This is a genomic window from Pseudomonas nitroreducens (genome assembly GCF_014204515.1).
GTDB lineage: Bacteria > Pseudomonadota > Gammaproteobacteria > Pseudomonadales > Pseudomonadaceae > Pseudomonas > Pseudomonas nitritireducens_A.
Window position 1 is genome coordinate 69,983 of sequence record NZ_JACHLI010000003.1, and the last position, 23,534, is coordinate 93,516.

The 23,534-nt window shown below is 66.0% G+C and carries 19 protein-coding genes and 1 pseudogene; 17 read left to right on the top strand and 3 right to left on the bottom strand.

The genetic code is table 11. The annotated features are described in order from the left end of the window. Positions 1–313 precede the first annotated feature (313 nt). The 3 genes from HNP46_RS05125 to HNP46_RS05135 all read left to right on the top strand — a co-directional run bounded on the left by HNP46_RS05125 (position 314) and on the right by HNP46_RS05135 (position 1,743). Positions 314–595 carry a hypothetical protein gene (locus HNP46_RS05125; protein ID WP_184586464.1) on the top strand — a complete coding sequence of 94 codons (282 nt, stop codon included), beginning with the start codon at positions 314–316 and terminating at the stop codon, positions 593–595. Further along, the gene (locus tag HNP46_RS05130) at positions 592–1,086 is read left to right on the top strand and encodes a hypothetical protein (protein WP_184586465.1); all 495 of its coding nucleotides are present in this window, start codon (positions 592–594) and stop codon (positions 1,084–1,086) included. Before HNP46_RS05125 ends, HNP46_RS05130 begins: the two co-directional genes overlap by 4 nt. 276 nt (positions 1,087–1,362) lie before the next feature. Beyond that, on the top strand, positions 1,363–1,743 hold the full coding sequence (locus tag HNP46_RS05135) for an NUDIX hydrolase (RefSeq protein WP_184586467.1): 381 nt from the start codon (positions 1,363–1,365) through the stop codon (positions 1,741–1,743). Between the two features lie 446 nt (positions 1,744–2,189). On the opposite strand, the gene HNP46_RS05140 is transcribed toward HNP46_RS05135, so the two are convergent. Next, entirely contained in the window at positions 2,190–3,158 is a 969-nt protein-coding gene (locus tag HNP46_RS05140) for an AraC family transcriptional regulator (protein ID WP_184586469.1), read from the bottom strand. A 66-nt stretch (positions 3,159–3,224) separates the two neighbouring features. On the opposite strand from HNP46_RS05140, the gene HNP46_RS05145 reads away from it, so the two are divergent. From HNP46_RS05145 to HNP46_RS05155, 3 genes and pseudogenes are all read left to right on the top strand, one after another. Continuing rightward, complete coding sequence (locus HNP46_RS05145) at positions 3,225–4,082, top strand: sterol desaturase family protein (RefSeq protein WP_260403089.1); 858 nt, start codon at positions 3,225–3,227, stop codon at positions 4,080–4,082. Beyond that, the gene (locus tag HNP46_RS05150; RefSeq protein ID WP_184586471.1) at positions 4,079–4,675 is read left to right on the top strand and encodes an NADPH-dependent FMN reductase; all 597 of its coding nucleotides are present in this window, start codon (positions 4,079–4,081) and stop codon (positions 4,673–4,675) included. Before HNP46_RS05145 ends, HNP46_RS05150 begins: the two co-directional genes overlap by 4 nt. Before the next feature lie 64 nt (positions 4,676–4,739). Next, a pseudogene (locus tag HNP46_RS05155) lies at positions 4,740–5,282 on the top strand (hypothetical protein); the annotation flags it as partial. A 28-nt stretch (positions 5,283–5,310) separates the two neighbouring features. On the opposite strand, the gene HNP46_RS05160 reads toward HNP46_RS05155, so the two are convergent. Continuing rightward, positions 5,311–5,943 carry a histidine phosphatase family protein gene (locus HNP46_RS05160; RefSeq protein WP_260403091.1) on the bottom strand — a complete coding sequence of 211 codons (633 nt, stop codon included), beginning with the start codon at positions 5,941–5,943 and terminating at the stop codon, positions 5,311–5,313. A gap of 300 nt (positions 5,944–6,243) precedes the next feature. Here HNP46_RS05160 and HNP46_RS05165 point away from each other — a divergent pair, with 300 nt between their 5' ends. The 3 genes from HNP46_RS05165 (at position 6,244) to aceF (ending at position 12,009) form a co-directional block, all read left to right on the top strand. Continuing rightward, a complete protein-coding gene (locus HNP46_RS05165) occupies positions 6,244–7,215 on the top strand; it encodes a sensor domain-containing diguanylate cyclase (RefSeq protein ID WP_184586475.1) in 972 nt (323 codons plus the stop codon). Between the two features lie 196 nt (positions 7,216–7,411). Beyond that, positions 7,412–10,060 (top strand): pyruvate dehydrogenase (acetyl-transferring), homodimeric type, encoded by a 2,649-nt coding sequence (aceE, locus tag HNP46_RS05170; RefSeq protein ID WP_184586477.1) that lies wholly within the window; start codon positions 7,412–7,414, stop codon positions 10,058–10,060. An 11-nt stretch (positions 10,061–10,071) separates the two neighbouring features. Beyond that, positions 10,072–12,009, top strand: a complete 1,938-nt coding sequence (gene aceF, locus HNP46_RS05175) for a dihydrolipoyllysine-residue acetyltransferase (RefSeq protein ID WP_184586479.1) — start codon at positions 10,072–10,074, stop codon at positions 12,007–12,009. A 518-nt stretch (positions 12,010–12,527) separates the two neighbouring features. Here the strand turns inward: aceF and HNP46_RS05180 are convergent. Then, the gene (locus HNP46_RS05180) at positions 12,528–13,391 is read right to left on the bottom strand and encodes an MBL fold metallo-hydrolase (protein ID WP_184586481.1); all 864 of its coding nucleotides are present in this window, start codon (positions 13,389–13,391) and stop codon (positions 12,528–12,530) included. A gap of 282 nt (positions 13,392–13,673) precedes the next feature. On the opposite strand from HNP46_RS05180, the gene HNP46_RS05185 reads away from it, so the two are divergent. From HNP46_RS05185 to HNP46_RS05220, 8 genes are all read left to right on the top strand, one after another. Further along, positions 13,674–13,862 carry a hypothetical protein gene (locus tag HNP46_RS05185; RefSeq protein ID WP_184586483.1) on the top strand — a complete coding sequence of 63 codons (189 nt, stop codon included), beginning with the start codon at positions 13,674–13,676 and terminating at the stop codon, positions 13,860–13,862. Positions 13,863–14,034: 172 nt separating this feature from the next. Next, complete coding sequence (locus HNP46_RS05190; RefSeq protein ID WP_184586485.1) at positions 14,035–15,399, top strand: glutamine synthetase family protein; 1,365 nt, start codon at positions 14,035–14,037, stop codon at positions 15,397–15,399. Positions 15,400–15,602: 203 nt separating this feature from the next. Continuing rightward, positions 15,603–16,916, top strand: coding sequence for an NAD(P)/FAD-dependent oxidoreductase (locus HNP46_RS05195; RefSeq protein ID WP_184586487.1), 1,314 nt, complete (start codon positions 15,603–15,605; stop codon positions 16,914–16,916). 1,370 nt (positions 16,917–18,286) lie between these two features. Next, positions 18,287–19,210 (top strand): LysR substrate-binding domain-containing protein, encoded by a 924-nt coding sequence (locus HNP46_RS05200; RefSeq protein WP_184586489.1) that lies wholly within the window; start codon positions 18,287–18,289, stop codon positions 19,208–19,210. A 140-nt stretch (positions 19,211–19,350) separates the two neighbouring features. Then, positions 19,351–20,436: an ABC transporter ATP-binding protein gene (locus HNP46_RS05205; RefSeq protein WP_184586491.1), complete on the top strand. Its 1,086-nt coding sequence runs from the start codon at positions 19,351–19,353 to the stop codon at positions 20,434–20,436. Positions 20,437–20,492: 56 nt separating this feature from the next. Beyond that, a complete protein-coding gene (locus HNP46_RS05210; protein ID WP_184586493.1) occupies positions 20,493–21,608 on the top strand; it encodes an ABC transporter substrate-binding protein in 1,116 nt (371 codons plus the stop codon). A 15-nt stretch (positions 21,609–21,623) separates the two neighbouring features. Next, positions 21,624–22,460: an ABC transporter permease gene (locus HNP46_RS05215; protein ID WP_184586495.1), complete on the top strand. Its 837-nt coding sequence runs from the start codon at positions 21,624–21,626 to the stop codon at positions 22,458–22,460. Between the two features lie 10 nt (positions 22,461–22,470). Further along, positions 22,471–23,286 carry an ABC transporter permease gene (locus HNP46_RS05220; protein ID WP_184586497.1) on the top strand — a complete coding sequence of 272 codons (816 nt, stop codon included), beginning with the start codon at positions 22,471–22,473 and terminating at the stop codon, positions 23,284–23,286. Positions 23,287–23,534: the final 248 nt, after the last annotated feature.

Genomic DNA, 23,534 nt, shown 5'->3' on the forward strand with positions numbered 1-23,534 from the left:
AGTTTCATCGCGGTCGGGCGTAGGAAACCCGAGCAACACGTATTAGGTCACGGTCGCTCTGTAGCCACGATTCGCAGGTGAAAGCCGTTTGTGAAGTCGTGTTTCTATGGCGACCGTGCGGGGAGGCTTTCGGGCCTACCGGGTGCCTAGTACCGGCGTTTCCTACCCTCGCACGGTCGCCTCTCTTCCCGTAGGAAAGGTTGATTGGCGGCTCCCACCATTACTAGGTAGGAACCGATGAACTATCCCCCTTTCTCCCCCGCGCACCACCCACTTCCGTATCACCGCTTCAGCCTCCCTCCGGAGGTGCTCCATGCGTGAATTCCTGCCCGTCGCACTGACCGGCCAGTTCGGCGAGGAAGTTCTCTTCATCAATGCCCTGGCACCCGCCGAACATCTGCGCGAAGCCGCCCTGCGCCGTCTCACGGCCGTGGAGGACCTGCTGCAACTGATGGAGGACGGCAGCGACCCTGGGCTTATCCACGCCACCGCCCGCTTCGCGGCCGCCCTCGCCCCGCTGGTCAGCGAGGCCCGCCAGCTCTATGAACTGGCCCTGGAGCGCCCCGGCTACATAGCGGGGCCGACGGAACGATGAACAGCACCGCCCACTCGGCTATCGACCACTACCAGGCCGCCCAACACGCCATCGAAGCGCTGCGCCCGCTGCTGCGGCAACACCACGACCCACTGCTGCTGAGCCTGCTGGCCAGCGTGCAGGACCACTTCGAGAGCGGCTTCTGGCTGGCCCACCTGCAGGTGCTGAGCAATGTGCGGGAAATCGCTGCGACGCCGTACTGCCGACGCATTCCCCTGACGCGGAGCCAGGCCGGCAATCTCGACCTGCTGCGGGCCGGCATGCTCGAAGCGCAGGACAGCCTCGCACCGGACTCCCGTGCGGCCCCCTGGAACGCCTTGTTCCATGCGCGCCAGCAATACCGCGCGGGAATCGCCCGCCAGTGCTTCGAGGCCGGCTATCTGATCCGTTTCTTCCAGTTGCTGCAGGAGGCCCGGCACGGTGTGCCGCAGTGGTCGCTTGGCACCCGCTGGATCACGCCGGGCCCGCGCAAGTATCGCTATCCGGGCTGAGACGCCCGATTGCCGAAGCACGGTCAACGCGGCCGTCTCGCTGCTGGCGCGGTGGCCGATAAAGTTCGCACTTCGCTGCGGACCGCCGGTCCACCCTGAAGCGGCTGATAAGTCGGGAGGATGACGGCGTGCTCTTCAGAATTGCCTGACAGACCGTTTTGCCGACAGATCCTTACCATTTATCGACATTGCAGCCGTAACTGCTTCTTCCGATTGGAATTGATTGGTAAATGTCTAAGCTGAAAACTGTACGAGGTGGGTGGGGGATCTAGCGCCATGGCCAAGAACATCAAAGAGCGCGCAACGGTGATCTGCCGGCACGAAGACAAGATCCTCTTCGTGCGCAAGCCCAAGTCGAAATGGAACCTCCCCGGCGGCCGCATCGAGGCCGACGAGCGTCCCGGTCAGGCCGCCGTGCGCGAGCTGATCGAGGAAACCGGGCTGAACACCGTGCAGCTCAGCTACATCGCTCCGCTGGAGCTGTACCAGACGCTGCACTACGTGTTCGAAACGCCCATCGATCCCACCCAGCAACCCACGCCGCTGAACGAGATCGCCGATTGCCGCTGGTTCAGCCCGGATGACCTCAAGGGACGCAACATCAACAAGTCGGTACGCCGCCTGTTGCGCTCCTGCCTGAGCAAAGAGGCCGGCTGACGCCGTAATCCCGTTCATTTGACTGCGGCCAGCGCTTCTCATGGGAAGGGCCCAGTCTCGTGCCCTACGTGAAGTTCTTCGCGAGGGCTGCACTCTCCCTTCAGGGAGAGGGGAAATCCGAGGCACGAACGATCAGAAGAAAACAGCCGCGTAGGGCGCATAACCTGGAACAGGTTATCCGCCAACCCCGGCGGATAACGCTGGCGCGTTATGCGCCCTACGATGGACGGTCATTGTTCAGCAGTTGGTGCCTTTCCTCTCCAGCCTCGCCTGCGTAACGCATCAGCCCTTGTAGGAGCGAGCTTGCTCGCGAACCTCTTGGCACCGTGCAATCCCGGTTCGCGAGCAAGCTCGCTCCTGCAGCCGCGTAGGGCGCATAACCTGGAACAGGTTATCCGCCAACCCGGCGGATAACGCTGGCGCGTTATGCGCCCTACGGGGGATTGTCATGACTCGGCAGCCGAGCTCCAGCGCTTGCGCGCGTGCAGGTAGGCTGCCAGGTCCGCGTAGCCCAGCCGCTCGGCGATCCGCGTGCGCGTTTCGCCCTGCAGTTCCAGGTGCTGCTCCAGTTCGGCGCGCACCTGACCGAGCAGCTCGCGGAAGGTCATGCCCTGCTCGCCCAGGCGTCGGCGCAGGGTGCGGGAACTCTGGTGCAGGCGCTCAGCGACGCTCTCCAGCGCGGGCACCTCGCCCTGCTCCAGCAGACGGCGGATGATCGCCGCGGCCTTGGCGGCCCAGCCGCTGAGCTGGCGCAGCCGGGCCAGACGGCGGTCGAGCTCCTGGGTGAGCAGGTCGACCAGGCCGGCATGTCGCCCCAGCAGCGGCAGTTCCAGGGTGGCGGCATCGAAGTACAGGCGCGTGCGCGCGCTGGCGAATTCGATCCGCTCGCCGAACCAGTCGCGGTACTGCTCGTGATAGGCCGGCCGTGCATGGGTGAAGCAGGCGCGCAGCGGCTGTACGGCCGCTCCGGTGCCACGGCGCAACTGGGTCACGGCCATCACCGCGTAGTGCTCCACCAGATAGCGGTTGAGCGGTTCGGGCGCGTCGATGCGCAGCTCCACGGCCACTGAGCCGCCCTCTTCGATCAGCGCGAAGGCATCGGTATCCGACGCCAGCGGCGCGTAGCGCACCCAGCAGTGGATGGCCTGGCGGACGTCCGCGCAGAACTGCGCCAGGTGCGCGATCACGTGCCAGTCCTGCGCGGTGAAATGACCGAACAGCTGCAGCCCGATGGCCGGCTCCAGGCGCGCCGCCTCGATCCACAGCTGCTCCAGCTCCACCAGGTTGTAGTCGGTCTGCCGGCGTGGCCGCTGGCTGTTCAGATAGCGCTCCAGCACCTGCCCGAGCGGACCGCGGTGAAAACGCCGGCTGGCCAGGTTGGCCGATTCTCGGGTGATTGTGTCCGCTTCGAGCATGGGGCGAAATCCAGGGCTGGGGTTTGATGGCCAGGCGTTGCCCACCGTGCCTGAGCCGAGAGTGCCATGACTACAACAACAATGCTCCTTCAGAATCCAACCGTGATCGTCGCGGGAATCTTCCTCGCTTTCATCCTGCTCGAACTGTCCTTCGCCACCTTTCGCCAACCACGCGGCCAGCGCCGCGATGCGCTGATCGAGGTGATCGGCTCCAGCCTGCTGCTGGGCGTCACCTTCCCGCTGGTGATGTGGGCCAGCGGCGCCCTGCTCGACGCCTTCGCCCCCGCCGCCCACGGCGCGCTGGCCGGCATCCCCTGGCTGGCGGGCTTTGCGCTGTTCCTGCTGTTCGACGACATGACCCAGTACTGGTGGCATCGCCTGACCCACCGCGTACCGTTCCTCTACGCCCTGCACCGCGCCCACCATTCGGCGCCGTATATGAGCATCCGCATCGTCTACCGCAACAACAGCTTCTATTACCTGCTGATGCCGGGCATCTGGTTCTCCGGCGCGCTGATCCACATGGGCCTGGCGAACGTCTACTACGTCTACCTGATCCTGAAGATGTGCGTGATCTTCGGCGCCCACAGCAACCTCGCCTGGGACGACAAGCTGTATCGCATCCGTGCCCTGCGTCCGCTGATGTGGCTGCTGGAGCGCACCATCTCCACCCCCGCCACCCACTCCGCGCACCACGGCCTGAGCGCCGAGGATGGCGTGACTCACTACAAGGGCAACTTCGGCAACCTGCTGTTCTTCTGGGACGTGCTGTTCGGCACGGCGAAGATCACCCGCCGTCGCCCCGAGACCTACGGCATCGAGCACCTGGCGCCGGCGAGCTGGAAGGAGGAGCTGTTCTGGCCGCTGGTCCGTGCCCCGGAGAGCGCAGCGCAGAAAGGCGCGTCGCCGGAGGCCGCACAATGAGCCCGAATATCGTGCTGGTCGCCGGCTCCAGCCAGCTGGACAGTCAGTCGGCCAAGGTCGCCCGCTACCTCGCCGCGCGCCTGGAAAGCCTGGCCCTCTGCGGCTGGGCGCAGGTGATCGATCTCGGCGCCCAGCCGCTGCCGTTGTGGCCGGCACCCGACACCGAACAGACCTGGCCGCAGCACCGCGACCTGCTGCGCGAAGCCGACGCACTGGTGGTGATTGCCCCTGAATGGCACGGCATGGCCTGCCCGGCGCTGAAGAACTTCTTCCTCTATGCCGGGCTGCGCGAGCTGGGCCACAAGCCGGCGCTGCCGGTGGGCGTCTCCGCCGGCCTGGGCGGCGCCTATCCGCTGACTGAGCTGCGCGCCTCCAGCTACAAGAACAGCCGCATCGCCTACCTGCCCGAGCAACTGGTGGTGCGGCGGGTGGAATGCATGTTCAACGACGGCCCGCCCCACGACGAGGACGATGAGCGCCTGCGCGAGCGCGCCGACTGGGCGCTGCGCATGCTCTGCCATTACGCCAGCGCCACCCGCGGGCTGCGCGAACTGAGCGGGGTCTTCGATCCGGCCTACGCCAACGGCATGTAGCCGGGAGCACGGGGAGGCGTGCTATCTTCACGCCTTTTCCGCCAGCCCCCAGGATCGCTTTCCCATGCTTCGCGCCGCCCTGCTCTGCGCCACCGCACTCTGCACGCCCCTGGCCCTTGCCCAGGTCGAGGTGAAACCGGTGCAGCATGCCAAGGTCGGTGCCGTGCTGGCGGTGAAGATCAGCGAAGACATCGCGCCGGGCGACTACGACCGCCTGTTCAAGGGTCTGCTGGCCAACCCCGGCAAGTACGCGCGCAAGGTGGCACTGCTGGACAGCATCGGCGGCAGCGCGGCGGAATCGATCCGCATGGGCCGCCTGCTGCGCGAAGCCGGCTTCGAGACGCTGGTGCCGACCAACAGCGTCTGCCAGGGCTCCTGCGTCTACCTGCTGGCGGCCGGCAAGCGCAAGACCGTGCGCGGTTATGTCGGCCTGCACCGGCCCTACTACCCCGCTGGCGATTCGGCGCAGTCCAGCGGCGGCTACGATGCCCGGCGCTACCTGCGGGAGATGAACGTGCCGGTGGAACTGGCCGATACCATGCAGGGCATCGATCCGCGCAGCATGCGGGTTCTCTCCCCGGCGGAACTGCAGCGCTACGGCCTGTCCGCCGCGACGGCCCAGGTCAGCCCGCGCGCTACCGCGTCGGCCAACGATCAGCGTCCAGATAGCCCAGCAACTGGGTTGCAGTTCTACCGTCGCTGAGCACGAACAGCGAGGAGGCGTAGTCCGGGGTCGCCGGGTCCGCCACGCTGACCGAGTGTTCCAGGTCCTCGATGCATTCGCTGTGGGTCACCAGGATCAGGTTGCGGTGCGCCACCTTGTGCTTGAGCGCCTCGTCCAGCATCGAGCCCTGGCAGCGGTACAGCCAGTTCTGCTCGACCGGCGCCTGGTCGAACATCCACTGCGCCGTCTGCGCCGCGCGCAACTGGTCGCTGCTCAGCACATCGGCATTGCCCAGGCCCAGCGCGGCGAACCCACGGCCCAGCTCCCGGGCGCTCTGGCTGCCGCGCACGGTGATGCCTTCCTCCGCCGCCAGGCAAGGGGAACTGGAGCGGTCGCAGCGTTCGGCATGACGCACCAGCACGATCAGGTCGCCCTGGCGCCAGTGCTCGCGCAGTTGATCCTGCAGCGCGGCGTTGCCCTTCAGGTCCTGCGGCCGCGAACCGTCCAGCGGCAGGAAGCCGCTGAGCAGGCCGATCAGGGCCAGGATCGCCAGCAGCGGCAGGAGGCGCCGGGGCAACGAACTGAGGGACGGGATAATCGGCATGGGGCTCCGCCGTACGGCAAGGGGATACTGCATTCGTCCATTCCAGGCCTGCACAGGGCAGGTGACCCGGCCCATCCCTGGGCTTTCCATCGCACTGCGGGTTGTCAGATGGCGGGCGAACAAACCCTATCGCCGCAATCGTGAAGATCCCGTTATGAATTGCTGAAGAATCCGTACGGCCACGCCGATGACCGTCCGTCGCCCTGTCGCCAGGAGAGCAGCCAACTGACGCCTCGCGCGGGGCGCCGTGACATCCGACTGTGGTAGAAACAAGGCACAGTGCCATCAAGGGGTCAGTCCATGCCGTACGACACCGTCAGCGAGAATCCCGTCTACCAGACCTTGCTCGAATCCACCCGCGCCATCCCGTGGAAGATCGACTGGAAAACCATGACCTTCGCCTACATCGGCCCGCAGATCGAAGAGCTGCTGGGCTGGAGCCAGGCCAGCTGGGTCAGCGCCAACGACTGGGCCGACCGCATGCACCCGGAGGACCGCGAACGGGTGGTGAACTTCTGCATCTCGCAGTCCCGCGAAGGCACCGACCACGAGGCGGACTACCGCGCGCTGACCACCACCGGCGACTACGTGTGGATCCGCGACGTGGTGCACGTGGTGCGCGACGACAAGGGCGAGGTGGACTCGCTGGTGGGCTTCATGTTCGACATCAGCGAACGCAAGCGCGCCGAGGAACAGCTGATCATGCTGCAGCGCCAGCTGGAGGAGTATTCCTATAAGGACGGCCTGACCGGCGTGGCCAACCGGCGCATGTTCGACTCGGTGCTGGACACCGAATGGGGCAGCGCCCAGCGCAGTGGCCAGCCACTCTCGCTGGTGCTGCTGGATATCGACTACTTCAAGCAGTTCAACGACCACTACGGGCACATCCGCGGCGACGACTGCCTGCGCATCGTCGGCAAGGCCCTGGCTTTTGCCCTGCACCGCCCGCGCGACTTCATCGCGCGCTTCGGCGGCGAGGAGTTCGTGCTGGTGCTGCCGGAGACCGACAACGAGGCCGCCCAGCAGATCGCCGAACGCTGCCGCGACGCACTGCGCGAGCAACGCATCGTCCATGAGAAGTCCGGGGTTTCCGACCTGCTGACCATCAGCCTGGGGGTCGGCACCGCCGTGCCCTCCTCCAGCGACCGTCCGCTGGACTTCGTCGCGGCGGTGGACCGCCTGCTCTACCAGGCCAAGCAGGCCGGACGCGACCGCCTGGTGGCGGCGCAGTGGGAACGCGGCGATGACCTGCGGCGGGATTCGGTGCGCTGACAGCCGTGCGACGTCCTGACTCGACCAAGCGGACAGGCGCCGGCGTCAGAGCTGTCTAAGCTCTATAGCCACACGCGCATGCCGGCGGCAGCGCGGCGGCCTCAAGAGGGCTGCCGCCCACTGCGCCATACCGCTGGATCACCTGGCCCGGAGCCGGCACTGCGTAGAGCCGACCCCGTAACCAGGACCCCTGACCATGCACGATATCGACCCCGTCGAAACCCAGGAATGGCTGGACGCGCTGGAATCCGTACTGGAGAAAGAAGGCGAAGAGCGCGCCCACTACCTGATGACCCGCCTCGGCGAGCTGGCCAGTCGTACCGGCACGCAACTGCCCTACGCCATCACCACGCCCTATCGCAACACCATCCCGGTCACCCACGAAGCCCGCATGCCCGGCGACCTGTTCATGGAGCGGCGGATCCGCTCGCTGGTGCGCTGGAACGCCCTGGCCATGGTGATGCGCGCCAACCACAAGGACCCGTCGCTGGGCGGGCACATCTCCACCTTCGCCTCCTCGGCGACCCTCTACGACATCGGCTTCAACTACTTCTTCAACGGCCCTACCGACGAACACGCCGGCGACCTGATCTACTTCCAGGGCCACGCCTCGCCCGGCATCTACGCCCGCGCCTACATCGAAGGCCTGCTCAGCGACCAGCAGCTGGAGAACTTCCGCCAGGAAGTGGATGGCAAGGGCATCTCCTCCTACCCGCACCCGCGCCTGATGCCGCACTTCTGGCAGTTCCCCACGGTGTCCATGGGCCTGGGGCCGATCCAGGCGATCTACCAGGCGCGCTTCATGAAGTACCTGGAGAGTCGTGGCTTCATTCCCGCCGGCAAGCAGAAGGTCTGGTGCTTCCTGGGCGACGGCGAGACCGACGAGCCGGAATCCCTGGGAGCGATCTCCCTGGCCGGGCGCGAGAAGCTCGACAACCTGATCTTCGTGGTCAACTGCAACCTGCAGCGCCTGGACGGCCCGGTGCGCGGCAACGGCAAGATCATCCAGGAACTGGAAGGCGTGTTCCGCGGCGCCAACTGGAACGTCATCAAGGTGATCTGGGGGCGCCTGTGGGACCCGCTGTTCGCCAAGGACGAGGCCGGCCTGCTGCAGGCGCGGATGGACGAGGCGGTGGACGGCGACTACCAGAACTACAAGGCCAAGGACGGCGCCTTCGTCCGCCAGCACTTCTTCGGCGCGCGGCCGGAACTGCTGGAGATGGTCAAGGACCTCTCCGACGAGGAAGTCTGGAAGCTCAACCGCGGCGGCCATGACCCGTACAAGGTCTACGCCGCCTATCACGCGGCGGTGAACCACCAGGGCCAGCCCAGCGTGGTGCTGGCCAAGACCATCAAGGGCTACGGCACCGGCACCGGCGAGGCGAAGAACATCGCCCACAACATCCACGAGATCGACGTCGACAGCCTGCGCGCCTTCCGCGACCGCTTCGACATCCCGATCAAGGACGACGACCTGGCCGGGCTGCCCTTCTACCGCCCCGAGGAGGACAGCGCCGAGGCGCGCTACCTGAAGGAACGCCGCGCCGCCCTGGGCGGCTTCATGCCCCATCGCCACGGCAACAGCCAGGCCATTCCAGCACCGCCGCTGGAAACCCTGAAGGCGCTGCTGGACGGCTCCGGCGACCGCGAGATTTCCACCACCATGGCCTTCGTGCGGATCATCTCGCAGCTTGTCAAGGACAAGGAGCTGGGCCAGCGCATCGTGCCGATCATCCCCGACGAGGCGCGCACCTTCGGCATGGAAGGCATGTTCCGCCAGCTCGGCATCTACTCCTCGGTGGGCCAGCTGTACGAGCCGGTCGACAAGGAACAGCTGATGTTCTACCGCGAGGACAAGAAGGGCCAGATTCTCGAAGAGGGCATCACCGAGGCCGGTGCCATGTCCTCGTTCATCGCCGCTGGTACGGCCTACAGCAACTACCGCCAGCCGATGCTGCCGTTCTACATCTTCTATTCGATGTTCGGCTTCCAGCGCATCGGCGACCTGGCCTGGGCGGCCGGCGACAGCCTGACCCGCGGCTTCCTGCTGGGCGGCACGGCCGGGCGCACCACGCTCAACGGCGAAGGCCTGCAACACGAGGATGGCCAGAGCCACGTACTGGCGTCGGTCATCCCCAACTGCCGCACCTATGACCCGACCTACTCCTACGAGCTGGCGGTGATCATCCAGGAAGGCGTGCGGCAGATGATGCAGGAGCAGCAGGACGTCTTCTATTACATCACCGTGATGAACGAGAACTACCCTCACCCGCCGCTGCCCCAGGGCGCCGAGGAAGGCATCATCAAGGGCCTGTACCTGCTCGACGAAGACAAGAAGGCCGCCGCGCACCATGTGCAGCTGCTCGGCTCAGGGACCATCCTGCGCGAGGTGGAAGCGGCGGCGAAAATCCTCCGCGAGGACTTCGGCATCGGCGCGGACGTCTGGTCGGTGCCCAGCTTCAACGAACTGCGCCGCGACGGCCTCGCGGTGGAACGCTGGAACCGCCTGCATCCGGGCCAGAAGCCGCGGCCCAGCTACGTCGAGCAGTGCCTGGGCGGACGCCGCGGGCCGGTGATCGCCTCCACCGACTACATGAAGGTCTATGCCGAACAGATTCGCCAGTGGGTGCCGACCAAGGAATACAAGGTACTGGGCACCGACGGCTTCGGCCGCAGCGATACCCGCGCCAAACTGCGGCACTTCTTCGAGGTGGACCGCCACTGGGTGGTGCTCGCCGCACTGGAGGCCCTGGCCGATCGCGGCGACATCGAGCCGAAGGTGGTGGCCGAGGCCATCGCCAGATTCGGCCTGGACCCGGAAAAACCCAACCCGCTGGACTGCTGAGGAGAGGCACCGTGAGCGAGACCATTCGCGTACCCGACATCGGCAACGGCCAGGGCGAAGTCATCGAACTGCTGGTCAAGGTCGGCGACCGCATCGAGGCCGAGCAGAGCCTGCTGACGCTGGAATCCGACAAGGCCAGCATGGAGATTCCCGCGCCCCAGGCGGGCGTGGTGAAGGCGATCAAGGTCAAGGTTGGCGATACCCTCAAGGAGGGTGATGAAATCCTCGAACTGGAAACCGAGGGTGCCAGCGAGACCAGGGCCGAAGCACCGGCCCAACCCGCTGCCGAAGCCCCCAGGCCTGCCGCCGCGCCTGCACCACAACCCGCGCCTTCAAGCGGCGGTGGCGGCGTGGAAACCATCAAGGTGCCGGATATCGGCAACGGCCAGGGCGAGATCATCGAGCTGCTGGTCAAGGTCGGCGACCGCATCGAGGCCGACCAGAGCCTGCTGACCCTGGAATCCGACAAGGCCAGCATGGAGATTCCCGCGCCCAAGGCGGGCGTGGTGAAGGCGATCAAGGTGAAGATCGGCGACACGCTCAAGGAAGGCGACGACATCCTCGAACTGGAAACCGAAGGCGGCGCTGCGCCGGCCAGTGCGCCGGCAGCCGCCGCCCCTGCTCCGGAACCGGCGAAGGCAGCTGAACGGCCCGCTGCCGCGCCGGCAGCCAGCGGTGGTGTGGAAACCATCCGCGTGCCGGATATCGGCAACGGCCAGGGCAATGTCATCGAGCTGATGGTCAAGGTGGGCGATAGCATCGAGGCCGACCAGAGCCTGCTGACGCTGGAGTCGGACAAGGCCAGCATGGAGATTCCCGCACCGAAAGCCGGTGTGGTGAAGGCGATCAAGGTGAAGATCGGCGACACGCTCAAGGAGGGTGACGAAATCCTTGAGCTGGAAGTGGCGGGCGCCGCCCCGGCGGCCGCCTCATCGACCGAGCAGCCCGCCGCCGCACCCGCCGCGCCCACCGCAAAGACCGAGCCGGCCAAGGCGCCGCAGGCCGCGCCAGTGGGCGCGCCCAGCCGCGATGGCAGCAAGGTCCACGCTGGCCCCGCGGTGCGCATGGTTGCCCGTGAATTCGGCGTCGACCTCGCTCAGGTGACCGGGACCGGGCCCAAGGGACGCATCCTCAAGGAAGACGTGCAGCTGTTCGTGAAAGAGCAGCTGCAACGCAGCAAGTCTGGCGCGCCGACGGGGACAACCGGCGGCGCGGGCATCCCGCCGATTCCGGAAATCGACTTCAGCAAGTTCGGCGAAATCGAAGAAGTGGCGATGACCCGGCTGATGCAGGTCGGCGCCAGCAACCTGCACCGCAGCTGGCTGAACGTGCCCCACGTGACGCAGTTCGAGTCCGCCGACATCACCGAGGCGGAGGCCTTCCGCATCGCCCAGAAGGCCGCCGCGGAAAAGGCCGGGACCAAGCTGACCATCCTGCCGATCCTGCTCAAGGCCTGCGCCCACCTGCTGCGCGAACTGCCGGACTTCAACAGCTCGCTGGCACCCAGCGGCAAGGCGCTGATCCGCAAGCAGTACGTACACATTGGCTTTGCCGTGGACACCCCGGACGGCCTGCTGGTGCCGGTGATCCGCGACGTCGACAAAAAGGGGCTGCTGCAGCTGGCCCTCGAAGCCGCCGAACTGGCGGAGAAGGCGCGGACCAAGAAGCTCTCCGCCGATGCCATGCAGGGCGCCTGTTTCACCATTTCCAGCCTCGGGCACATCGGCGGCACCGGCTTCACGCCGATCGTCAACGCGCCGGAAGTGGCGATCCTCGGGGTGAGCAAGGCGGCGATGCAGCCGGTGTGGGACGGCAAGGTCTTCCAGCCACGGCTGATGCTGCCCTTGTCGCTGTCCTACGACCACCGGGTGATCAACGGTGCGGCAGCGGCCAGATTCACCCGGCGGCTGGGGGAAGTACTGGAGGATATCCGCAGTCTGTTGCTGTAGGCCCTGACGCAACGTAGGGCGCATAACGCCGGAGGCGTTGTCCGCCCGCGTGGCGAATAACCCGTTCCGGGTTATTCGCCCGGCGGGGCACCTGTCGGAGCAGCTGTCACCTTTCCGAAAGTCCGTATCCGGGATTTCCTCTTTCCCGTCAGGGAGGTGGGTTAAGGAGGCCTTTGCGCGGGATTTCACACAGGACTAACCATCATCTTCGGGCTGAGTCCGTGCCTCTGAATGCCCCTCACCCCAGCCCTCTCCCGGAGGGAGAGGGAGCCGTCCGTGCCGGCTGACGCCACGGTTTCATCCTGCGTCGAACGGTCCCCTCTCCCGCTTGCGGGAGAGGGTTAGGGAGAGGGGAAATCCCAGGCACGGTCTGTCAGAGAAAGACAGTTGCTTCTACCGACGCACACCGATTCGTCAGGTGTTGTAGGAGCGGACCTTGTCCGCGAAATCCTGCGCGAATGAATGGGTTGCCACCGGTCAACACCATCGTCCAGCGCCCGCGCAGGAACGAACCCGCCTCACATCCGGTCCAGCGGAATCCGCAGGTAGCGCACGCCATTGTCCTCCGCCTCCGGCAGCACACCGCCGCGCATGTTGACCTGGATCGACGGCCAGATCAGCGCCGGCGCGCTGAGCGTCGCGTCCCGCGCGTTGCGCATGCTGACGAAAGCCTCCTCGTCCACGCCTGCATGCACATGCACGTTGGCCTCGCGCTCACGTGCCACGGTCGTCTGGTACTGGTGCTCGTCACGCCCAGGCGCCAGGTAGTCGTGGCAGAGGAACAGGCGCGTCCCGTCCGGCAACGCGAACAGCCGCTGGATCGAGCGATACAACTGGCGCGCATCGCCACCGGGAAAATCGCAGCGGGCGGTGCCGTAATCGGGCATGAACAGCGTGTCGCCGACGAAAGCCGCGTCGCCGATCAGGTAGGTCATGCAGGCCGGCGTGTGGCCGGGCGTGTGCAGGGCCTGGGCCTGCAGTTCGCCGATGCGGAAGTGCTCACCGTCCTCGAACAGATGATCGAACTGGCTGCCGTCGCAGGGGAAGCGCTCTCCCAGGTTGAACAGGCCGGCGAAGGTCCGCTGGACCTGGGCAATGCTCGCGCCGATGGCCAGCTTGCCGCCCAATTCGCTCTTCAACCAGGCCGACGCCGACAGGTGATCGGCATGCAGGTGGGTCTCCAGCAGCCACTCCACCGCCAGCGCCTGCTCGCGCACGTAGTCGAGGATGCGCCGAGCACTGGCGTTGCCGATGCGACCGGCGGCGGCATCGTAATCCAGCACCGGATCGATGATCGCGCAATGACCGGTGCTGTGATCCGCCACCACGTAGCTGTAGGTGGAGGTGGCTTCATCGAAGAATGGCTGGATGCGAACGCTCATGCTGTCTCCCGGCTGTCGGCGAGCCAGGCTCGCAGGAATCGCCGATGAGTATAGAAAAGCGCGGCAGGCCGCTTCGCCGGCTTGCCACGCTCCACCACCGGCAGGAGCCGGACGTTGGTAGCACGGCATCCAGGGTAGTCGGAAAGGCTCTGCAACGGCCTTCGCGGCGATCAGCGCCCGGCATTCAGTTTCGATTCGGCAAAACCAAAGGTCGTGAAAATCACATTTAACAAACCCATACGCCGTGCGAGGCTGCTCCAATCGTCAGCCAAAACCTTCGACATGCACCTGCTCGTTTCGCCCGCACCGCTGGAACCCGTCGCCGCCCGCAAGGCCGGCAGCGTCGTCCGCCTGCCGCGCAAACATGCCCGCTGGCTCGATCTGCAACCGCTGACCCTTCCTCTCGAACTGGCCTTCTGGGCGCTCTGGCATTGCCGCCACGCGCGCCCGCCCGATAGCGCCAGCTGCTGACCGGGCACCCCGCCCGCACTCGCCCGACGGAGCTGCGCTCACTCTAGGCCGCGCGCCTTCAGAACAAGACGCAGCCCGTTGCATCGCTTGCCTGCCTTTATCCCCGTGCCTTTCGGCGCGGCCCTGGCCTGCAGGTCGTCAGCGCATCCGCGTGGATGCTAACGAGAGCCCCATGAATTTCGCCTCCGTGCAAGAAGCCCAGTATTTCCTGGCCCAGAACCCCGACATCGAGATGGTCGAGCTGTTCATCCTCGACGCCAACGGCGTGCCGCGCGGCAAGCTGCTGCACCGCGAGGAACTGCTCGCCGTGTACCAGTCGGGCCGCCCGCTGCCCAGCACCATCCTCGGCCTCACCGTGCATGGCGAGGATGTGGAGGATTCCGGACTGGTCTGGGACGTCGGCAATATCGACTGCCGCGCCTACCCGCTGGCCGGCAGCCTGGTGCGCCTGCCCTGGCGGCAGATTCCCACGGCGGCGGTGCAGGTCAGCATGCACCCCGAGGAAGGCAAGCCGGCGGACATCGCCGACCCGCGCCATGTGCTGCTCCATGTGATCGACGGCCTCAAGGCCGACGGCTACCACCCGGTGATGGCCTGCGAACTGGAGTTCTACCTGCTGGACGCCAAGCGCGACGCCAACGGCCGCCCGCAACCAGCGCTGGATGCCGACGGCGGCCGCCCGCGCGCCACCCAGGTCTATGGCCTGCGCGAGCTGGAGCAGATCGAACCCTTCCTCGCCGACCTTTATGCCGCGTGCAAGGCCCAGGGCATTCCGGCGCGCACGGCCATCTCCGAATATGCGCCGGGCCAGGTGGAAATCACCCTGGAACACGGCGACGCACTGCTCGCCATGGACCAGGCCGTGCGCTACAAGCGCCTGGTGAGGGGCGTGGCGCACAAGCACGGCATGCAGGCGTGCTTCATGGCCAAACCGTTCGACGATCTCGCCGGCACCGGCATGCACATGCATGTCTCCCTGGCCGATGCCGAGGGCAACAACCTGTTCGCCAGCGAAGACCCCGCCGGCACTCCGCTGCTGCGCCAGTCCGTGGGCGGCATGCTGAAAAGCCTGCTCGACTCGCTGCTGCTGTTCTGCCCCAACGCCAACTCGTACCGCCGCTTCCAGGCCAACAGCTACGCGCCACTGGCACCGACCTGGGGCTGCGACAACCGCACCGTGAGCCTGCGCGTGCCCGGCGGCCCGGCCAATACCCGCCACGTGGAGCACCGCATCTGTGGCGCAGACGCCAACCCCTATCTGGCCGCCGCGGCGATTCTCGCCGGCATCCATCGCGGCATCCGCGAGGAGATCGATCCGGGCGCGCCGGTGGAAGGCAACGGCTACGCCCAGGCAAAGGAACTGCTGCCCACCGACTGGCTCACCTCGCTGCGCGCACTGGAGCGCTCCAGCTGGGCGCGCGATGCGCTGGGCCACGAATTCCTCGGCGTCTACCTGAAGGTCAAGCAGGCCGAATACCGCCAGTTCATGGGCGAGGTCGGCGAGCAGGACTGGCGCTGGTATCTGACGCAGGCGTGACAGATGGGTGCCGCTCAAGAGCCCCTCTCCCCAGCCCTCTCCCTGAAGGGAGAGGGGGCCGCCCGTGCCGAGACTATTCCGGAGCTCCTGGAAACATCATGGCCACCGGCAAACGACGATTTATCGACCCGCTCCGAACAGTCCCCTCTCCCTTCAGGGAGAGGGCTAGGGAGAGGGAAAGGAACAACAAGGAAACACGAAAAATGAACGCTGCACTTAACCCCGCCACCCCCGCCCCCGAGCGCGCGAAGTCCTACTACTCCGCGAGCCTCAACGAAGAGACCAGCTACCCCACGCTGCAAGGCGAGGTGAACGTCGACATCGCCATCATCGGCGGTGGCTTCACCGGCGTCGCCACCGCCGTGGAGCTGGCCGAACGCGGCTACAAGGTGGCCATCGTCGAGACCAACAAGGTCGGCTGGGGCGCCAGCGGGCGCAACGGCGGCCAGGTCACCGGCAGCCTCTCCGGCGACTCCGCCATGGAGAAGCAGATGCGCCAGTGGCTGGGCGACGACGTCGAAGATTTCATCTGGCACCTGCGCTGGCGCGGCCACGAGATCATCAAGAGCCGCGTGGAGAAATACGGCATCCAGTGCGACCTGAAGTTCGGTCACCTGCACGCGGCCATGAAGCAGTCGCACATGGACGAGCTGAAAGCCACTTTCGATGATGCCAAGCGCCGCGGCATGGGCGACGAGATCAGCCTGCTGGACGGCGCCGGCGTGCGCGCGCACCTGGAGAGCGATCTCTACTGCGGCGCCATCAAGAACACCCGCAACATGCACCTGCACCCGCTCAACCTGTGCATCGGCGAGGCCAAGGCCGCCGCCAGCCTGGGCGCGCTGATCTTCGAGCACTCCGAGGTACTGGACATCATCCACGGCCCGCGCCCGGCAGTGGTCACCTCGGGCGGGCGGATCAATGCAGCGCAAGTGATGCTGGCTGGCGACGTCTACCACAAGCTCGAACGCAAGCAGCTCAAGGGCATGATCTTCCCGGCCATGGGCGGCATCGTCACCACCAAGCCGCTGGGCGAGCTGGCCAAGCGCATCAACCCGCAGGACCTGGCGGTCTACGACTGCCGCTTCGTGCTCGACTACTACCGCATGACCGGCGACGGCCGCCTGCTGTTCGGCGGCGGCGCCAACTACTCGGGCCGCGACTCGCGCGACATCGCCGGCGAGCTGCGCCCGTGCATCGAGCGCACCTTCCCGGCGCTCAAGGGCGTGGACATCGAGTTCCAGTGGAGCTGCGCCATGGGCATCGTGATGAACCGCATCCCGCAGCTGGGCAAGCTGTCGGAGAACGTCTGGTACTGCCAGGGCTACTCCGGCCACGGCGTGGCGACCACCCACATCATGGGCGAGATCATGGCCACCGCGATGACCGGCGACCTGGAGAAGTTCGACACCTTCGCCCAGTGCAAGCACATCCGCGTGCCCATGGGCGACGTGTTCGGCAACCCGATGCTGGCGGCGGGCATGTGGTACTACCAGATGATGGAGAAGCTGCGCTGACAGGCAGCTGCAGACCGACCTGCAGGAGCGCACCCTCGGGGCGCTCCTGCGAATCTGCACCGGCATTTCCGGCTGGGTAGGAGCAACTTCATGCCTCGGATTTCCCCTCTCCCTTCAGAGAGAGGGTTAGGGAGAGGGCAGTCCCCGCGAAGAACTTTACGTAGGAGCGGACTCTGTCCGCGATGCTCTTGCTTGTAGTTGGGTGTTTCAGCGTCGCTTCGGCGTGCGCGCGGGCCTCGTGTTTCGCCCCCTCGGGCGAGTTACTTCTTTCAAACGCCAAAGAAGTAACCAAGAAGGCTTGCCCCAGCCATCCGGCTTTTCGCTTCGCGAGAAGTACCCTCGGTTCCTCGGAGTTTCAGGGGGCCGCCGCGAAGAGCCATCCATGGCCAGTCGCGGCTTGCGCGGCATCCATGCCGCTCTCCCCCTGAAACTCCGATCACCTTCGGCCTCCTGAAAGGGGCACTTCGGCGCGTGCGGATGTTTCGCTGGAAGACTTCAAAGCCAGAGCCAGAGCCAGAACGTAGGGCGCATAACCCGGCACGGGTTATCCGCCGTTTCCCTCCCGGCGGATAACGCTGGCGCGTTATGCACCCTACGAGGTCAAGACTTTCCCGGTGGCGTAGGAGCGGACCTTGTCCGCGAAATCCTTCGCGGCAGAATTCAATCTTCCCAGGTAACACCGATGTACAGCGCCCGATTGTAGGAGCGAGCTTGCTCGCGAACCGCACTCTGCCGGCACTCCCGATGAACGCTTGGGTCTTGCGGCACCCATCGATTCCCGCGTGAGGGCAGCATGGGTATCGCAAGCTCCACCCATCCTACGTTCGTGCACCGGCGAGATATCGATGCGGGTTGGAGCTCTGATCGCGGACGGAGTCCGCTGCTACGAAGAACCTGCTGCGCCAATCTGGCTCTGAATCTGTCCTTGGCCTTGGCTTTAAAAAGTCTTCCAGAGAAACATCCGCGCACTCCGAACGCCCCATTCAGGAGGCCTCGTTGAAACGGCGCGGGAAACCCGGAGCGAGGCAGACACATCGCGGACAGAGTCCGCTCCTACGCAGGCGCCGACGCCGGCGTTCTGCAGACCGTAGGGCGCATAAGCCGAAACAGGTTATCCGCCGACACTTCAACGGCGGATAACGCTGGCGCGTTATTCGCCCTACTAGCTGGCGCGTCATCACCCCACGAGCTGGCTTTCAAGCCATTGGTGGGCTCCCATGTGGTTCGCGAGCAAGCTCGCTCCTACAGGCCAGCCGCAGCGCCACGACGAAACGCCCCGAAACACCCACCCTCTCCGCCCGTACCCGCAGCCACTCGACACCACAGCCGCGCTCAGGGATAAAGGCTCCTCCTCGCCCTGGGAGTGAGCCATGCGTTTCCCCTCGATGACCGCCCTGCGCGTGCTGGACGCCGTTGCCCGCCTGGGCAGCCTGTCCGGTGCGGCCAGCGAGCTGAGCCTGACCCGCAGTGCCGTCAGCCACCAGCTGCACAGCCTGGAAGACTGCCTGGGCATCCCGCTCACCGAGCGGGTCGGTCGCGGCATCGCGCTGACCTACCACGGCGAATGCTTCGCCCGCGAGACCCAGCGCGCCCTGGCGATCCTCAACGAGGCGCGGCGCTTCGCCAATGCCGAGGAAGTCTCCGGCCGCCTGTGCGTGAGCTGCACGCCGGGCTTCGCCACCTACTGGCTGTGCCACCAGATCGGCAAGTTCCAGCGCGCCCACCCGCAGGTGGAGCTGAACCTGGTCTCGCCACGGGTACCGGACGACGTCAGCGACCGCGACGTCGACCTGTTCATCGCCTACGGCGTGGGCGACTGGACCGACCTGCACGTCGACCTGATCGCCACCCTGGACACCTTCCCGGTCTGTAGCCCGTCGCTGATCAACTCGGTGGGCGGCCTCGACTCGCCGGAGGACCTCGCCAGCCTGCCGTTCCTGCACATGGTCGATCACTCCGACTGGCTGCTGTGGACGGCCGCCGCCGGGGTGAAGAACCTCAACGTGCGCAACGGCATCGTCTTCTCCGACGCGCACCTGGTGCAGTCGGCGGCCATCGCCGGGCAAGGCGTGGCCATGGGCGATGCGCTGGTCAGCGGCGACGCCATGGCCAAGGGGCAGTTGGTGCGGCTGTTCAACGTCGCCATCGAACCGCCCAACCGCTACTACTTCGTTACCGACCCGGCCAAGTCCGAACGCCCCGACGTACGGGCCTTCAAGGCCTGGATGAAGGCCGAGCTGCGGATGTCCGAGCAGTTCCGCCAGAATGCACGCCACGCACTGATTGGTGAGTGAATTCGAACAATGAGGGCGAAAAAACGCGATTGAAGCGGAGAGAGATTTGACAATACTGCGTTAAAAAAAGGCCGCTGATTTTTACCCCGATCCTCACCCGGCGGCCGCTCGAACAAGAACAAGAAATCGAGGTAAGTGCAGTGGAGCGACAGCCCCAACTACGTGCCATCGGCATCGGCAAGAGCTACGGCAGTTTCAACGCGCTGGACAATGTGTCCATCGACATCCAGCAGGGCGAGTTCCTCACCCTTCTCGGCCCTTCGGGCTCCGGCAAGACCACCTTCCTGATGATCCTCGCCGGCTTCCAGGACCCATCCCGCGGCAAGCTCGAAGAGGGCGGCGCCGACATCACCAAACGCCCCGCCGAGAAGCGCAACTTCGGCATGGTGTTCCAGGGCTACGCCCTGTTCCCGCACATGAGCATCGAGGACAACGTCGCCTTCCCGCTGAAGATCCGTGGCGTGAAGGCCGAGGAGCGCAACCGCCGCGTGCGCCACATGCTCGATGTGGTCGGCCTCGGCGAGCACCTGGGCAAACGCCCCGGCGAGCTCTCCGGCGGCCAGCAGCAACGCGTGGCCATCGCCCGAGCGCTGGTGTTCGAGCCGGACATGCTGCTGCTCGACGAACCCCTCTCGGCGCTGGACAAGAACCTGCGCGAGCAGCTGCAGGCGGAACTGCAGCGCATCCACCGCCAGGTCGGCACCACCTTCGTCTTCGTCACCCACGACCAGAACGAAGCCCTCGCCCTGTCCACCCGCATCGCCATCTTCAACCGCGGCCAACTGGCCCAGGTGGACGATCCGCAGACCATCTACAACCAGCCCAGCAACCGCTTCGTCGCCGAATTCCTCGGCAAGATGAACCTGTTCCCGCTGAGCCAGGTGGGCCGTGCCGGCGAGCTGGCCTGCGGGCGCTTCGGCGAGGCCGAGCTGCGCGCCAGCTACTCCAACGCCATGCAGGCCGAAGCGCCGCTGCTGGCGGTGCGCCCGGAACACATGCAGCTGCACAGCGCCCCGCCGCAGGTGAGCGGCCACAACGTGGTGCAGGCCGTACTCACCGCCAAGACCTACCAGGGCGCCAGCACCGAGCTGTGCCTGGGCGCCGGCAGCGAGGGCAAGCAGCCGATGAGCCTGGCCGTGCACGCCGACCACCAGGCCTCGCGCCTGGAGCAGGGCGCCAAGGTCTGGCTGAGCTGGCCCATCGAAAAAAGCCTGCTGATCGCCTGAGTCGCCGAACGCGTTCGTCCCTTTTTTGCTTTCCCACCTGATCGGGAGCTGCCTCCATGTTCAATCTGCACCAGCAAGACTGCATCGAAACCCTCATCGAAAAAGCCCGCCGCGGGCAGATCGACCGCCGCACCTTCCTCAAGGGCATGGGCCTGATGGCCGCCCTGCCGCTGGCGCTGCGCAACGGCGTGAGCTTCGCCGCCGGCGATAAACCGCTGGTGGTGGTGAACTGGGGTGGCGATGCGATCAAGGCGTTCGGCAAGGCCTGGACCGAGGGCTTCAGCAAGGCCACCGGCATCCCGGTGAAGATCGACGGCAGCGGCCCCACCGAGGGCGCCATCCGCACCCAGCTGTCCAGCGGCCGGGTGAGCTGGGACGTGGTCGACGCGGAAAGCTCGATCCTGCAGAACCTGGGCAAGGAAGGCCTGGTGCAGCCCATCGACTACAACGTCGTGTCGAAAGACAAAGTGCTGCCCGGCTTCGCCTACGAATACGGCATCGCCGACTACATGCTCAGCTACGTGATCGCCTATGACAGCGAGCGCTTCGGCGACAAGGCGCCCAAGACCTGGGCCGACTTCTGGGACGTGAAGACCTTCCCCGGCAAGCGCACCCTCTACAAATGGATGAACGGCATGCTCGAGGCCGCGCTGCTGGCCGACGGCGTGGCGCCGGACAAGCTCTACCCGCTGGACGTGGCGCGTGCCATGAAGAAGATCGACGAGCTCAAGCCCCACGTGCTGGCCTTCTGGGGCTCGGGCGCGGAAACCCAGCAACTGCTGATCGAGGGCGAAGTGTCCATGGGGGCGATCTGGAACACCCGCGCCCAGGTGATCACCGAGGACAGCGAAGGCCGCATCAAGTGGACCTTCGACAACGCCCTGCTGGGCTGCAGCAACTGGGGCGTGCTCAAGGGCAACCCGGCCGGCACCGAGGCGGCGATGAAGTTCATCGCCTACGCCCAGGACCCGCAGTCCCAGGTCGAGCTGTTCAAGATGTTCGGCAACGGCCCGGCCAACCCCGCCGCCGCCGCACTGATCCCGGACGATCGCAAGCACCTGAACTGCACCGACCCGGCCAACCTGCCCAAGCAGGTGATGCTCAGCCACGAGTGGTACACCGACCACTACGCGGCGACCCTGGAGCAGTACCTGACCCACATTTCCAAGTGACGCGGAGCGCAGGTCATGGCCGATAACGCCCCCTCGCGGCTCAAGCTGGGCGCCCTGCTGCTGCCGCTGCCGGTGGTCCTGATCGTCTTCTACGTACTGCCCTTCCTCGGCGTGCTCGGCTGGAGCGTGACCCTGCCGGAGCCGGGGATCGAGCAGTACCAGCGGATCATCACCGACCCGGCGATCCACGACGTGCTCTGGCGGACCTTCCGCCTGTGCACCACGGTCAGCGTGATCTCCCTGCTGATCGCCTACCTGATGGCCTACTGCTGGGTCTACAGCCCGCCGTTCTGGCAGCGCGTGGTGGAAATCTGCGTGTTCATCCCGTTCTGGCTGTCGGTGCTGGTGCGCGCCTTCGGCTGGTTGATCGCCCTGCGCAGCAACGGTCTGCTCAACGAGTGGCTGCAGTACCTGGGCATCACCAGCGAGCCATTGCAGCTCACGCGAAATGAAATGGGCGTAGTGATCGGCATGGTCCACTTCATGGTGCCCTTCGCGCTGTTCCCGCTGGTGTCGACCATGCGTCGCCTCGACCCGCGCGTACTGCTGGCCGCCCGCGGCCTGGGCGCCGGGCAGATGCGCACCTTCTGGAGCATCTTCGTGCCGCAGACCATCCCCGGCATCCTCGGCGCCTTCATCATCGTCTTCGTGTTCTGCCTGGGCTTCTTCATCACCCCGGCGATCCTCGGCGGCGGGCAGACCGTGATGGTGGCCGAATACGTCTACCTGCAGATGTTCCAGACCAGCAACTGGGGCCTGGGCGCGGCGCTCTCGGTGGTGCTGCTGGCGCTGGTCAGCGGGATGATCTGGGCGCTGCTGCGCATGACCCGCGTCGACAAGCTGGTCGGCTGAGGACTCAACGATGAACGCACACGAAACCAAGGCACCGAGCCGCCTGCTGGCGACCATGGCGATGATCTTCATGGTCTTCCCGCTGCTGGCGGTGATCCCGGTGTCCTTCACCAGCAAGCGCTTCCTCTCGATGCCCAACGGCAACTGGTCGCTGCGCCACTACCAGGCGCTGCTGGACAGCCCCGAATGGCTCTCGGCGATCGGCCAGAGCCTGATGGTCGCCACCGCCACCTGCATCATCGCCACCGCCCTGGCGGTGAGCTTCAGCCTCGGCATCTGGTACCTGCGCTCGCGCATGGCGACTCTGCTGATCGGCCTGGTGCTGCTGCCCATTGCGATCCCGCCGATGATCTCGGCGATGGTCCTGTACTTCATGGAGACCAAGGTCAGCCAGTTCGCCCCCGGCCTGGGCTACGACACCCTGTTCGGCCTGACCATCGCGCACATCGTGATGGTGGTGCCCTACGGCGTGGTGACCATGCTGGTGGCGCTGAGCCAACTGGACCGGCGCATCGAACTGGCCGCGCGCAACCTTGGCGCAAGCCTGGGCCAGACCACCTTCATGGTGGTGCTGCCGAACCTCAAGCTGGGCGTGGCGAGCACGGCGCTGCTGTGTTTTGCGCTGAGCTGGGAAGAGATCGCGGTGACCCTGTTCGTCACCAGCACCGAGGTCAACACTCTGCCCAGGCAGATCTGGTCCGGCCTGCGCGACAACATCGACCCGGCCGTAGCGGCCATCTCGGTGGTGCTGATCGCCCTGACCTTCGTTGCGCTGATCGGGCGGATGATCGCCCAGCGTATCGCGGCGCGGCCGGTCGGCAGCTGACCCAGAAGACTGTCTGAAACTTCGGTGCGGCTGAATGCCCTCACCCCAGCCCTCTCCCAGAGGGAGAGGGAGCAGAGCCTGCCAGTTGTGCCATGGTCTCCCCCTGCACCGACCAGTCCCCTCTCCCTCCGGGAGAGGGTTAGGGTGAGGGGCTGCATCACAGAGGAGTATCCCATTCGGTAGGAGCGGACTCCGTTCGCGATCGCGCACCGGCCACTCCCGGCAAGAATGGAGCGGAGCCAAGACAT

Excerpts from the sequence above, each read along its gene's own strand:
- HNP46_RS05125 (WP_184586464.1), top strand. The coding sequence starts at position 314 with ATGCGTGAATTCCTGCCCGTCGCACTGACCGGCCAGTTCGGCGAGGAA.
- HNP46_RS05130 (WP_184586465.1), top strand. The coding sequence starts at position 592 with ATGAACAGCACCGCCCACTCGGCTATCGACCACTACCAGGCCGCCCAA.
- HNP46_RS05135 (WP_184586467.1), top strand. The coding sequence starts at position 1,363 with ATGGCCAAGAACATCAAAGAGCGCGCAACGGTGATCTGCCGGCACGAA.
- HNP46_RS05140 (WP_184586469.1), bottom strand. The coding sequence starts at position 3,158 with ATGCTCGAAGCGGACACAATCACCCGAGAATCGGCCAACCTGGCCAGC.
- HNP46_RS05145 (WP_260403089.1), top strand. The coding sequence starts at position 3,225 with ATGACTACAACAACAATGCTCCTTCAGAATCCAACCGTGATCGTCGCG.
- HNP46_RS05150 (WP_184586471.1), top strand. The coding sequence starts at position 4,079 with ATGAGCCCGAATATCGTGCTGGTCGCCGGCTCCAGCCAGCTGGACAGT.
- HNP46_RS05160 (WP_260403091.1), bottom strand. The coding sequence starts at position 5,943 with ATGCCGATTATCCCGTCCCTCAGTTCGTTGCCCCGGCGCCTCCTGCCG.
- HNP46_RS05165 (WP_184586475.1), top strand. The coding sequence starts at position 6,244 with ATGCCGTACGACACCGTCAGCGAGAATCCCGTCTACCAGACCTTGCTC.
- aceE (WP_184586477.1), top strand. The coding sequence starts at position 7,412 with ATGCACGATATCGACCCCGTCGAAACCCAGGAATGGCTGGACGCGCTG.
- HNP46_RS05180 (WP_184586481.1), bottom strand. The coding sequence starts at position 13,391 with ATGAGCGTTCGCATCCAGCCATTCTTCGATGAAGCCACCTCCACCTAC.
- HNP46_RS05185 (WP_184586483.1), top strand. The coding sequence starts at position 13,674 with ATGCACCTGCTCGTTTCGCCCGCACCGCTGGAACCCGTCGCCGCCCGC.
- HNP46_RS05190 (WP_184586485.1), top strand. The coding sequence starts at position 14,035 with ATGAATTTCGCCTCCGTGCAAGAAGCCCAGTATTTCCTGGCCCAGAAC.
- HNP46_RS05195 (WP_184586487.1), top strand. The coding sequence starts at position 15,603 with ATGAACGCTGCACTTAACCCCGCCACCCCCGCCCCCGAGCGCGCGAAG.
- HNP46_RS05200 (WP_184586489.1), top strand. The coding sequence starts at position 18,287 with ATGCGTTTCCCCTCGATGACCGCCCTGCGCGTGCTGGACGCCGTTGCC.
- HNP46_RS05210 (WP_184586493.1), top strand. The coding sequence starts at position 20,493 with ATGTTCAATCTGCACCAGCAAGACTGCATCGAAACCCTCATCGAAAAA.
- HNP46_RS05215 (WP_184586495.1), top strand. The coding sequence starts at position 21,624 with ATGGCCGATAACGCCCCCTCGCGGCTCAAGCTGGGCGCCCTGCTGCTG.
- HNP46_RS05220 (WP_184586497.1), top strand. The coding sequence starts at position 22,471 with ATGAACGCACACGAAACCAAGGCACCGAGCCGCCTGCTGGCGACCATG.